Consider the following 11,483-nt stretch of genomic DNA (forward strand, 5'->3'; position numbering starts at 1 on the left):
ACGAGATAAATTAAAGATCCCGTCCGGATCGACCGTTATAGATATAAATGATGCAAAGGAAATAAAGTCTATGAACCGTTACGCAATGGCCGCGTTATGTTTGATGGTGTCCACCGGGGCACAGGCTGACCGCATTCGCCCGGATGTCGAGGTCAACGTGCCGCCAGAGGTCTTTAGCGCTGGCGGCCAGCGTGCGCAGCCGTGTAATCAGTGCTGTATCTATCAGGATCAAAACTATTCCGAAGGCGCAGTGGTCAGGGCGGATGGCGTACTGTTGCAGTGCCAGCGTGATGAACGCACCCTCAGTACAAACCCGCTGGTCTGGCGTCGCGTAAAAGAATAAACGCTTCCAGCAGCGGTATATCCGCCGGGGCTAAATCATACGTGAACGCGTCTTCTGGCGTGCACCATACCAGCGCCGAGTGATAATGCGCCTTCAGCTCACCGCAAAATTCAGGCACATGCCAGGCGTGGAGGTGAATCAGCCGCTGCGACACCTCCCGCTGGTGGCTTGCCACATACTGCGCGGGCACGGCCTCAATGCCGAGCTCTTCACGCAGTTCGCGGATCAGCGCTTCCGGCTGGGTCTCACCGGCTTCAACCTTCCCGCCCGCAAATTCCCACATTCCTGGCTGATCGGCATGTTCGGGACGCTGCGCCAGCAAAATTTTGCCCTCTTTTTCGAGGATGGCCGCAACCACATCGAGTGTTTTCAGCATGTTCGTCAATAATTAATAGCGAAAAAAGACATATTATCGTGCCCTTCCAAAGAGTCCAGTCATCAGGAGAATCAGGTGAAAGAGACATCCGCCTGGGTTGCGCCCATGGAAACCCTTCCCGTCAGCCTCAGCCCCATTGCCGCCATGCAGAAAAAACACTTCGGCGCGGTGCTGAACCCCACGCGCTGGTGGGGGCGTATGCCGCGTCTTTTCTGGCTGGTGGCGCTGTTTGTCGGCTATCTGGAGCGGCGCAAGGCGCGTTTGACGCCAGTTCTGCGATCGCTGCTAATGACGCGGGTCTCGCAGATCTGCCACTGCGCATTTTGTATTGATGCCAACAGCCTGCGTCTGGCCGAGCGGAGCGGGGCGCTGGATAAAGTGCAGGCCGTCAGCGACTGGCAAAACTCCACCCTGTTCAGCGAAGAGGAGCGCGCGGCGCTGGCCTATGCGGAAGCGGTCACCGCCACACCGCCTCAGGTGGATGAAAATATCAAAAGTCTGCTGAAGCGCCATTTTACGGAAGAGACCATCACCGAAATGACGGCTCTGATTGCCTTTCAGAATCTTTCAGCCCGCTTTAACGCCGCGCTGGATATCCCGGCTCAGGGGCTGTGCGCCACGTTTAAAGGTAAACCGCATGCTGGATAAACATCTGCACCCCCGGCTGAAACCCGGGTTAAATCAGCTGGCCGCCGCGCTGGATAAACCGTTTATCACGCCTGATGGCTTAACGCTCGCCGGGTTTGCGATTGGCGTGCTGGCGTTACCGTTTCTGGCGCTGGGCTGGTATCCGGCGGCGCTGATCGCCATTGTGCTGAACCGGCTGCTGGATGGTCTGGACGGCGCGCTGGCGCGTCGCCGTGGCCTGACGGACGCGGGAGGATTTCTTGATATCGCCCTCGACTTCCTGTTCTACGCCCTGGTGCCGTTTGGCTTCGCGCTGGCCGCCCCGGCTGATAATGCGATCGCCGCCGCCTGGCTGCTGTTCGCGTTTATGGGGACGGGCAGCAGCTTCCTGGCCTTTGCCGCGCTGGCGGGGAAGCATGATATCGACAACCCCGGCTACGCGCACAAGTCGCTTTATTACATTGGAGGATTAACGGAAGGAACGGAGACTATCGCGCTGTTTGTGCTGTGCTGCCTGTTTCCGGCGCATTTCGCGCTCTTTGCCTGGACGTTTGGCGCGTTGTGCTGGCTGACCACCACAACGCGCATCTGGAGCGGTTATATCACGCTGAAATCACTTCCCCGCTAGCGTGCGCTCTCCGGTCCGCGCTCCCCGGTGGAGACCGGGTTCTGCGGATGGCTGCTCCATTCGTACCAACCGCCGTCGTAGACGGCAACGTTCTGCCAGCCCATGGCGCGGGCGTACATAAAGGCTTCAGACGCGCGCCAGCCAGTACCACAGTAAAACGCAACGTGCTGCTCCGGCAGGATATTCCATGTTTTCCACATGGCGGCAATATCATCGGCGCTGCGCATGGTGCCATCCGGATTGTGGAAATCTTCCATGTGGGTCGCGTCGCTGCCCGCATGGCCCCAGCGCGCACCGGCAATTTCACCTTTTGGTTTGATATAGCTGTAGCCGCTGGTTTCACCGATAAACTCTGGCCAGGAACGAATGCTCACCAGCGAGGCGTCCTGACGGTGCAGCATTCTGCGGGCCTGCTCCATATCCACCATCAGCCGGGGCTGGCCCGGGATCGGCGCGCCAAAATCAGGGGCTGGCTTCACCTTTGCAGGCGCTCCGCGCTCAACGGGCAGGCTGGCGTCGGACCACGCCTTCCAGCCGCCATCCAGAATTCGCACATCCTTCACGCCCGCGTAGAGCATGATCTGCGCCACGCGCGCGGCGGCATACACGTCGCGACCGTACAGAATGACGGTGGTATCGTGACGGATCCCGTGCTTCGCCAGCATCGCTTTCAGCTTTTCGTCAGAGACCTTATTCCACAGCGGTTCGCTTTCCACTTCATTGGTGTCGATATAGCCCGCACCGGGAATGTGGCTCAGGAGATAAAGCTTCGGCGCACCCCAGCCAGCCTCGATCACCTTCCATTCTCCGGCTGGTGCGGCGGTAACGGGTTTGCCCTGCTGCAACTGGCGGATCCACTGCGGATAAACCAGCTGTTCGAAATGCGCCAGACGTTGCAGACGATCGGATTGTTGCAGGGCATCGCTCAGGGTGGAGACGTGGGTAAAGCCCGCTTTCTCCAGCCGCGTTTTGACGGTCTGGTTGTCATCATCGTTGCCATAGAGCGCAACCGGCATGTCTGGCGTAAGCCGATGTTGTTTTGCCCAGCCGCTGAGCTGTTCATCGCTCATTGCCCCAAGCCAGCTGGCAGAGAGGTTAAGCGCGGCGGGTTCATGCCCGGACGTTCCGCTCAGGGTCTGCGGCCAGCCGTTATAGAACGCACTGACGCGCGTATCAATTACCGCGCCGTTTTGCGTCCGGAGCTGAGCCAGGGTGAGGGAGTGGGGCATATCAGCCGCCATGGAGGAGAGTGAGGCGAGGCCGCAGATCAGGGCCAGCGCGGTCAGTTGAGAAACACGTTTCATCGAAAAACCTGACGTCATTAAAAGAGGGGGGCATTGTCGTCTCTCCTGAAGCCAAAAACATTGCGTTAGCACATTATTGCCAGCGAGAAATCTCAATTACCTCCCCGCCGGGCGGAATATCGTCCTCATCATGCGTGACCAGCACCACCGGGATCCTGCGCTGGCGAGTGACCTCGAATACCCACGCCCGGAATGAGGCGCGCAGCGTTTTATCCAGTCGACTGAACGGCTCGTCGAGCAGCAATGCCTGCGGCTGGGCGAGAAGGGCGCGCAACAGGCTGACCCGGGCGCGCTCGCCGCCGGAAAGGGTGGCCGGATCGCTGGTGTAGTGGTTTGCCAGCCCGGCAGTCTCCAGGGCCTGCTCGACCGCGTTGCGGCGGGCGCGCCCGACGATGTGCGCCGGCAGCGCCAGCATCAGGTTTTGCCCTACGCTAAAGGCGTCAAACAACAGGGCATCCTGAAACAGAATGCCGATCCCGCGCGTTTCCACGGGGAGCAGATCGCAGCGACGATCGTTCAGCCACAGCTCGCCGTGCGCCTTAAAATCAGCGGATAACGCCCCTACCATCCAGGCGAAAAGGGTCGATTTCCCACTCCCGGAGGGTCCCATCAGCGTGACGATCTCCCCCGCCGGGACACGGAAGTTGACCTCACGTAAGAGTGGCGCAATGGTGAGATTTTTCACGGTCAGCATTAACGTAATCCTTGTCTGTGACGGCCCACGAGCCGGGAGAGCAGCGCGGCAAGGGCAAATACGCTGCTGGTCAACAGCAACAGACCCAGCGCCCGGCTGGCGAGGATCGGAATGCTGCCGCCGCTGCTGAGGGCGACCGCCTCCGTCGTCAGGGTGGTGAAACGTCCCGCTCCCAGCCAGAGGGTCGGCATGTACTGGGCCATGCTCACGGAAAAGCCGGTGGCAAAGGCCAGCAGGGCCGGACGAATCATCAGGGGGCATTTTACCAACCAGAAAATTTTCGCCTGTCGCCAGCCCAGCGTTCTGGCGGTGAGGATAAGCCGGGGATCGAGCCTGCGCCAGGCCGGTTGCAGCACCAGGAGCATCCACGGGAGAACCCAGAGCATATGGCTCCAGAGCACCGCAGCGTACTGGCCGTCGATGCCCAGCCACAGCGCCACGGCATACTGCCCGGACACGAGGGGCAGCGCCGGAAGGGCGAGCGGCAGCCAGACCCACACCGCGCCGCGCTGGGGTCCCCACTCAAGCCAGAGCATGAGGATGGTCAGCGCTGTCAGGCTGGACAGCAGCCCCAGTGAAAGGCTGTCGCTGACGGGGCCGATGTCGTCCCGGCGTGCCAGCATCAGCAGAACCAGCGCACAGAGCACGCCGCACAGCGGCAGTAACCCGCCCAGCGTCCGTGCGGGCAGCGCGCTATGCGAAGCGCGACGTACCCCGGAGGGGTCAGGCTGGGCGCGCCGCCATGCCGTCCAGAAGCCGTATCCCACCGCGGCAAGCGCCGCCAGCAGCAGGAGCAACACCAGACACAGCAGCGTTCCCTTTGTTTGCTGCTGCGCATCGCCCTGGGTGAGCCACTGCCAGGCCAGCACCGCCAGCGTCGGCGGGTTGCCCGGCCCGAGCACGATCGCCACATCCACCACGGAAAGCGACCAGGCCAGCACCGCCAGCATCACGGCGCCCAGCGCGGGGGCAATGGCCGGGAGGACGAGCCAGTTGAGCGCCTGCATGCGTCCGTAGCCGAAGGTATGCAGGACAATTTTCTGCTGTGCGAGGCGCTTTTCAGGCAGCGCGGCGTAAATTGCCCACAGAACGAACGCGCTCTCTTTGACCGCAAGCGTCAGGCCAAGCCCGATACCGTAGCGGTCAAGCTGCGGCGAACAGACTGTACAGATCCGGTAAAACTGCCCCCCTTCCGCAAACAGCAGCAGCGCGCTGGTGGCGAAGGCGACGTGCGGCACGGCTAACAGCCACGGCAGACGGGTGCTCAGGCGCTGCCAGCCTTCACCCGGCCAGAGAAGCGCAAGCAGGATCAGGGCGATAAACAGTGAGCCCAGCGTCGCGATAAGCGTGGAAACCAGCGTGGCGGCCAGCGCCTGCGGCAGCTGCGGGTCGGCAAACATCGCCGCCCAGTTGCCGGGAGAAAACGCCGGGGCCAGCAGCATGCCGCTGGCGGGAAGCAGGGGCAGATAGATGACCACCATTGCCGCCCAGACCAGCCCGCTTAGCGGGTTCCGTAGCGGCGAAGCCATTCCTGCTCCAGGGCGTTAACCCAGGCGGCGTGCGGTTCGGGAAGCACATCAGGCGTGCCTGAGGGGGTAAAGGCGCGAAGCTGTTTTGCCGCTTTCGCAGGCAGTTTTTCGCCATCCAGCACGCTCGGGTCACCCCAGACGGCAGGATTGGCTTTGCGGATCTGCGCCTGCGGTGACAGCAGGAAATTGGCCACTACCTTCGCGCCTGCGCTCGCGCTGGCGTTTGCCGGGATAGCGACAAAATGGACGTTGCCGATCATGCCTTTGAGAAAGCCGAAACTGTAGCTGTCGGCAGGCAGTTCACCGCTCGCCACCTTTTGCATCGCATGGGCGGGGTTAAAGGTGAGCGACAGGTTCAGACTGCCGCTGGCCAGCAGCGTATCCATTCGTGCAGGCGACGGAGGAAAATCGTTCCCTTCGCGCCACAGCAGGGGGTGCAGCGTATCAAGGTAATCCCACAGCGGCGCGGTGACCTGCGCAAAGGTACTGTCTGGCGCGTTTTTTAGCGCCTCCGGATGGGCGGTCAGCGCCAGCAGTAGCTGTTCAAGAAACGCCGTGCCGGTAAAATCCGGTGGTCGCGGATAGCTCACCTTACCTGGGTGCTGTCGGGCGTATACCAGCAGCGCGTGGGGATCTGCCGGTGGCGTCGGCGTACTCGCTTTACGGGCGATAAAGGTTAATTGCGCGCCGCCCCACGGGGATTCTGCCCCATCGGTCGGGATGGCAAAATCTTCCGTTACCGGTTTACGGGTATCGACGTAGCGCCAGTTGGGCAGGGTTTGCGCCCAGCCGGTGAGCAGCAGGTTTGCCGCTTTCAGGTTGCGGAAGTTTTCCCCGTTTACCCAGAGCAGATCCACCGACCCGTTACTCTTGCGTCCTGCGGCCTGTTCCGTCTGGATCCGCTTCACCGCGTCGGCGGCATCGGCCAGATGAACGATCTTCAGGTTGATGGCGTAGTGCGTTTTCATCTCGCCGCTCACCCAGTCGAGGTAGCGGTTAACGGCCTCGTCACCGCCCCAGGCGTTAAACCAGACGGTCTGCCCGGTGGCCTGTTGCTGAATGGATTGCCAGCTCTCTGCGGCGAAGGCAGAGGTTGCCAGCAGCAGACTCGTCAGAAACGCGCAAAAACGCACCCGGCGCATAATGCCTCACTTTTTAATCGAAGGGATGTAACGGGAAAACAGCCAGCGAGTGACCAGCGGTAATAACCCTAACAGTGTAAAGGCGAACAGCAGTCCCGGCGACAGAATATCGCGCAGCGAGGTGAGTTTCCCCAGCTCGCGTCCGGCGTTCAGATAAATGACGGTGGCAGGCAGCATTGCAAGCTGGCTGACCCACCAGTAGTGACGCACCCTGAGACGGGTTAGCCCCATCAGCAAATTGACCAGAAAGAACGGGAACAACGGCATCAGGCGCAGGGCAAAAAGGTAGCGCGCGCCGTCGCGATCCATCCCCGCATCGATCGTGCTCATCTGTGCGTCAAAGCGCCGCTGCACCCAGTCACGCAGCAGATAACGGCTGACGAGCATGGCAAGCGTGGCGCCGAGCGTCGAGGCAAATGACACCAACAGCGTCGCCTCCCACAGGCTGAAAAGCGCCCCGCCGAGCAGCGTCAGAAGCGCGGCTCCGGGGATCGACAGCGCGGAGAGCAGAACGTAAACCGCAAAATAGATCAGCGCGCTCTGAAGGGGCGCCTGCTCCACACGATCGAGCAACGTTTGCTGGTGCATTTTTAGCGTGTCGAGGGAGAGCATGCCTGGAGGAAGCAAAACAATGGTCAAAACAAATGCGCCCAGAAGGGCGCACAGAAGACTGATTTTTTTAATATTCACTGAAGTTTACAGCTTGAACGTTGCCCATACCGGCGCATGGTCGGACGGCTTTTCCATACTACGGATGTCATAGTCGATACCGGTTTCGATGCAGCGTTCGGCCAGGGGGGCGCTCGCCAGCAGCAGATCAATACGCAGGCCCCGGTTGTCATCGAAGCCTTTAGAGCGATAGTCAAACCACGAGAAGCGATCCTGCGTCGCCGGGTTAGCCGTGCGGAAAGTATCCACCAGCCCCCAACCCAGCAGGCGCTCCATCCACTCGCGCTCCTCCGGCAGGAAAGAGCATTTGCCGGTGCGCAGCCAGCGCTTACGGTTCTCTTCGCCAATACCGATATCCAGATCCGTCGGGCTGATATTCATGTCGCCCATGATCAGCACCGGGTTTTCTTTTTTGAGTTCGGTTGTCAGGTAGTTTTGCAGATCCTGATAAAACTTCGCTTTGGCCGGGAATTTGGTTTCATGATCGCGGCTTTCACCCTGCGGGAAATAGCCGTTGATGACGGTCACATTGCCGAGCGCGGAAGGAATTTCCGCCATGATGATGCGGCGTTGCGCCTCTTCATCGTCACCCGGGAAGCCACGACGCACCGACACCGGCGTATCTTTGGTCAGCAGCGCAACGCCGTAGTGGCCTTTCTGACCGTGGTAAAAAACGTTATAGCCCAGCTTCGCTACCTCTTCGAGCGGGAACATATCGTCGTGAACTTTTGTCTCCTGCAAGCCGATCACATCTGGCTGATGTTGCTCAACAATCGCTTCAAGCTGGTGAGGGCGGGCACGCAGGCCGTTGATATTAAAAGAGACAAATTTCATAGTCGCTGCCAATGCAAGGTGAATAGTGCAAGGATGGTAGCAGAATTTACGTCGTCTGTTATCCGCTTCGCCCAATTACTGCGACAGATAATGCCGACGGTGCAATATTTGCACCATTTCGGCGCGTTTTGCCCTCGAACAGGGCGCAAAGCACCGATAAATTTCGCGAGCGATCACAATTCCAGAATTATATTTGGCCTCTGCATACTCTTTCTTGTTTTCATGCGGCAAAGCGCCGCTTGCCGTAAAAATATTCACTATTTATGCATTATCAGTGAATAATTCCATATTGTAACTCATTGATATTCTGTTACCCCAACCCGTTTATGCATTTTTATCGCTGGCTGGCACGAACACTGCAATCTACATTCACAATGCAAACACTCAATTATTTAACATTTAAACAACCTTTTATTTACCGGATGAGGTCGCTATGTCTCTGTCAGTTACGCGTGAAAATTTCGATGAATGGATGATGCCGGTATACGCTCCGGCGGCTTTTATTCCGGTACGTGGGGAAGGCTCTCGCCTGTGGGATCAGCAGGGCAAAGAGTATATCGACTTTGCGGGTGGGATTGCGGTAAATGCGCTGGGGCATGCAAACCCGGCGCTGCGGCAGGCGCTGAATGACCAGGCGGCGAAATTCTGGCATACCGGCAACGGTTATACCAACGAACCGGCATTGCGTCTGGCGAAGAAGCTGATCGACGCCACCTTCGCAGACAAAGTCTTTTTCTGTAACTCCGGCGCGGAAGCGAACGAAGCGGCGCTGAAGCTGGCGCGCAAATATGCGCACGATAAATTCGGCGCGCACAAGAGCGGCATCGTAGCCTTTAAAAATGCTTTCCATGGCCGCACGCTGTTTACCGTCAGTGCGGGTGGTCAGCCCTCATATTCTCAGGATTTTGCGCCGCTGCCGCCGGATATCCGTCATGCGGCGTATAACGATTTACACTCTGCCAGCGAGCTGATTGACGACACCACCTGTGCGGTGATTGTCGAGCCCATGCAGGGGGAAGGCGGCGTCATGCCCGCCCAGAAAGCGTTCCTGCAAGGGCTGCGCGAGCTGTGCGATCGGCATAACGCGGTCCTGATTTTTGACGAAGTCCAGACCGGCGTGGGCCGCACGGGTGAGCTGTACGCCTACATGCACTATGGCGTGACCCCGGATGTGCTCTCAACAGCCAAAGCGCTCGGCGGCGGTTTCCCGGTGGGGGCGATGCTGACCACCGATAAATTCGCCAGCGTGATGACCGTGGGCACCCATGGCACCACATACGGCGGCAACCCGCTGGCAACCGCTGTCGCCGGACAGGTGCTGGATATCATCAACACCCCTGAGGTGCTGAACGGCGTGAAGCAGCGTCACCAGTGGTTTGTTGAGCGCCTTACCGCCATCAATAACCAGACCGGCCTGTTCAAAGAGATCCGCGGTCTGGGGCTGTTAATAGGTTGTGAGCTTGCCCCTGAGTTTGCCGGCAAAGCGAAGCTGATTTCACAGGAAGCGGCAAAGCAGGGCGTAATGGTGCTGATTGCCGGTGCTAACGTGGTGCGGTTTGCCCCTGCGCTGATCGTCAGCGAGGAAGAGGTCAGAACCGGGTTAGATCGTTTTGCGCTAGCCTGCGAACAGGTGAAGTCCGGGGTGTCATCATGATGGTCATCCGTCCCGTTGCGCACGGCGATCTTGCCGGGCTTATGCAGCTTGCCGGTAAGACAGGGGGCGGGCTGACCTCGCTGCCTGCCGATGAAAAAACGCTGTCGGCGCGCATTGAGCGCGCCCTGCAAACCTGGCAGGGGACGTTGCCAAAAAGCGAACAGGGCTATGTGTTCGTGCTGGAAGATACCGACACGGGAGCCGTGGCGGGGATTTGCGCTATCGAGGTGGCCGTCGGGCTTAACGATCCGTGGTACAACTACCGGGTCGGCACGATGGTCCACGCCTCGAAAGAGCTGAACGTTTACAACGCGCTGCCGACGCTCTTCCTCTGTAATGACCATACCGGCGCCAGCGAACTCTGCACCCTGTTTCTCGATCCGGACTGGCGCAAAGAGGGCAACGGTTATCTGCTCTCCAAATCGCGCTTTATGTTTATGGCCGCCTTTCGCGACCGCTTCAACGAAAAAGTGGTCGCGGAGATGCGCGGCGTAATTGATGAGACGGGCTACTCGCCGTTCTGGGAGAGTCTGGGCGAACGCTTCTTCTCCATGGAATTTAGCCGGGCGGATTACCTGTGCGGTACCGGTCAGAAGGCGTTTATCGCCGAGCTGATGCCGAAGCATCCTATTTATACCCATTTCTTAACGCCTGAAGCGCAGGCGGTGATCGGCGAAGTTCACCCGCAAACCGCCCCGGCCCGCGCAGTGCTGGAGAAAGAGGGATTTCGCTACCGTAACTACGTCGACATCTTCGACGGCGGCCCGACGCTGGAATGCGACATTGACCGCGTTCGCGCCATCCGTAAAAGCCGCCTGGTTGAGGTTTCAGAAGGCCAGCCCGCGCCGGGCGAGTGGCCAGCCTGCCTGGTCTCGAACGAGAATTACACCAACTTCCGCGCCATGCTGGTGCGAACCAACCCATCATGCGAGCGTCTGGTACTGACGGCTGCGCAACTGGATGCCCTGAAATGTAACGCTGGCGACACGGTTCGCCTGGTGCGGCTCTGCCCGGAGGAGAAAACAGCATGACTCTATGGATTAACGGTGACTGGGTAACGGGCGAAGGTGACGCGCGGACAAAAACTAACCCGGTCGGCCAGGAGGTGCTCTGGTCGGGGAACGACGCCAGCGCCGGGCAGGTTGAGCAGGCCTGCCAGGCTGCACGCCGCGCGTTTCCGGCATGGGCGAAACGGCCATTCTCCGAGCGCCAGGCGCTGGTTGAGAAATTTGCTGCGCTGCTGGAGGCCAATAAAGCCGAGCTGACCCGCATCATTGCCTGCGAAACCAGCAAGCCGCGCTGGGAGGCAACAACCGAAGTCACGGCGATGATCAACAAAATCGCGATATCGGTGAAGGCGTACCATACCCGCACCGGCGAGCAGCATACCGAGATGCCAGACGGCGCCGCCACGCTGCGCCACCGTCCGCACGGGGTGCTGGCGGTGTTTGGCCCGTATAACTTCCCCGGACATCTGCCGAACGGGCACATTGTGCCTGCGCTGCTGGCGGGGAATACCGTCATCTTCAAGCCGAGTGAGTTAACCCCCTTAACCGGAGAAGCAGTCATAAAACTCTGGGAGCAGGCGGGGCTGCCGCCGGGGGTGCTGAATCTGGTGCAGGGCGGGCGTGAAACAGGTCAGGCGCTGAGTGCGCTGAGCGACATTGACGGTCTGCTGTTCAC

General features: G+C 59.7%; 12 protein-coding genes and 1 pseudogene. 6 read left to right on the forward strand and 7 right to left on the reverse strand.

Going from position 1 to position 11,483, the window contains the following annotated elements:
* The first annotated feature begins 70 nt into the window (after positions 1 to 70).
* The gene (locus tag ACNQ0W_RS10775; protein ID WP_047729123.1) at positions 71 to 343 is read left to right on the forward strand and encodes a YnjH family protein; all 273 of its coding nucleotides are present in this window, start codon (positions 71 to 73) and stop codon (positions 341 to 343) included.
* Here ACNQ0W_RS10775 and ACNQ0W_RS10780 read toward each other — a convergent pair.
* Entirely contained in the window at positions 303 to 719 is a 417-nt protein-coding gene (locus ACNQ0W_RS10780) for a pyrimidine (deoxy)nucleoside triphosphate diphosphatase (protein ID WP_062932542.1), read from the reverse strand. The two genes, ACNQ0W_RS10775 and ACNQ0W_RS10780, sit on opposite strands and share 41 nt — an antisense overlap.
* 75 nt (positions 720 to 794) lie before the next feature.
* On the opposite strand from ACNQ0W_RS10780, the gene ACNQ0W_RS10785 reads away from it, so the two are divergent.
* Together ACNQ0W_RS10785 and ACNQ0W_RS10790 are read left to right on the forward strand one after the other, a co-directional pair.
* Positions 795 to 1,367 (forward strand): carboxymuconolactone decarboxylase family protein, encoded by a 573-nt coding sequence (locus ACNQ0W_RS10785; RefSeq protein ID WP_017384678.1) that lies wholly within the window; start codon positions 795 to 797, stop codon positions 1,365 to 1,367.
* Positions 1,357 to 1,974, forward strand: coding sequence for a CDP-alcohol phosphatidyltransferase family protein (locus tag ACNQ0W_RS10790; RefSeq protein ID WP_015570762.1), 618 nt, complete (start codon positions 1,357 to 1,359; stop codon positions 1,972 to 1,974). The genes ACNQ0W_RS10785 and ACNQ0W_RS10790 overlap by 11 nt, the downstream gene beginning before the upstream one ends.
* On the opposite strand, the gene ACNQ0W_RS10795 is transcribed toward ACNQ0W_RS10790, so the two are convergent.
* From ACNQ0W_RS10795 to xthA, 6 genes are all read right to left on the reverse strand, one after another.
* Positions 1,971 to 3,278 (reverse strand): sulfurtransferase, encoded by a 1,308-nt coding sequence (locus ACNQ0W_RS10795; protein WP_062932713.1) that lies wholly within the window; start codon positions 3,276 to 3,278, stop codon positions 1,971 to 1,973. The genes ACNQ0W_RS10790 and ACNQ0W_RS10795 overlap by 4 nt on opposite strands.
* A gap of 73 nt (positions 3,279 to 3,351) precedes the next feature.
* Entirely contained in the window at positions 3,352 to 3,972 is a 621-nt protein-coding gene (locus tag ACNQ0W_RS10800; RefSeq protein WP_062932543.1) for an ATP-binding cassette domain-containing protein, read from the reverse strand.
* Positions 3,972 to 5,501: an ABC transporter permease subunit gene (locus ACNQ0W_RS10805; protein ID WP_062932544.1), complete on the reverse strand. Its 1,530-nt coding sequence runs from the start codon at positions 5,499 to 5,501 to the stop codon at positions 3,972 to 3,974. The genes ACNQ0W_RS10800 and ACNQ0W_RS10805 overlap by 1 nt, the downstream gene beginning before the upstream one ends.
* The gene (locus ACNQ0W_RS10810) at positions 5,474 to 6,643 is read right to left on the reverse strand and encodes an ABC transporter substrate-binding protein (protein WP_074135690.1); all 1,170 of its coding nucleotides are present in this window, start codon (positions 6,641 to 6,643) and stop codon (positions 5,474 to 5,476) included. Before ACNQ0W_RS10810 ends, ACNQ0W_RS10805 begins: the two co-directional genes overlap by 28 nt.
* 6 nt (positions 6,644 to 6,649) lie before the next feature.
* Entirely contained in the window at positions 6,650 to 7,333 is a 684-nt protein-coding gene (locus ACNQ0W_RS10815) for a TVP38/TMEM64 family protein (RefSeq protein WP_062932545.1), read from the reverse strand.
* Positions 7,334 to 7,339: 6 nt separating this feature from the next.
* A complete protein-coding gene (xthA, locus tag ACNQ0W_RS10820; protein WP_015570756.1) occupies positions 7,340 to 8,146 on the reverse strand; it encodes an exodeoxyribonuclease III in 807 nt (268 codons plus the stop codon).
* A 433-nt stretch (positions 8,147 to 8,579) separates the two neighbouring features.
* Between xthA and ACNQ0W_RS10825 the strand changes: the two genes are divergently transcribed.
* From ACNQ0W_RS10825 to ACNQ0W_RS10835, 3 genes and pseudogenes are all read left to right on the forward strand, one after another.
* A complete protein-coding gene (locus tag ACNQ0W_RS10825) occupies positions 8,580 to 9,800 on the forward strand; it encodes an aspartate aminotransferase family protein (protein WP_045141487.1) in 1,221 nt (406 codons plus the stop codon).
* Entirely contained in the window at positions 9,797 to 10,831 is a 1,035-nt protein-coding gene (astA, locus tag ACNQ0W_RS10830) for an arginine N-succinyltransferase (RefSeq protein ID WP_062932546.1), read from the forward strand. The genes ACNQ0W_RS10825 and astA overlap by 4 nt, the downstream gene beginning before the upstream one ends.
* A pseudogene (locus ACNQ0W_RS10835) lies at positions 10,828 to 11,483 on the forward strand (aldehyde dehydrogenase family protein); the annotation flags it as partial. The gene astA and the pseudogene ACNQ0W_RS10835, both read left to right, overlap by 4 nt.

It is taken from the genome of Enterobacter cloacae complex sp. 6730903 (assembly GCF_048283985.1).
Classification (GTDB): domain Bacteria; phylum Pseudomonadota; class Gammaproteobacteria; order Enterobacterales; family Enterobacteriaceae; genus Enterobacter; species Enterobacter hormaechei_C.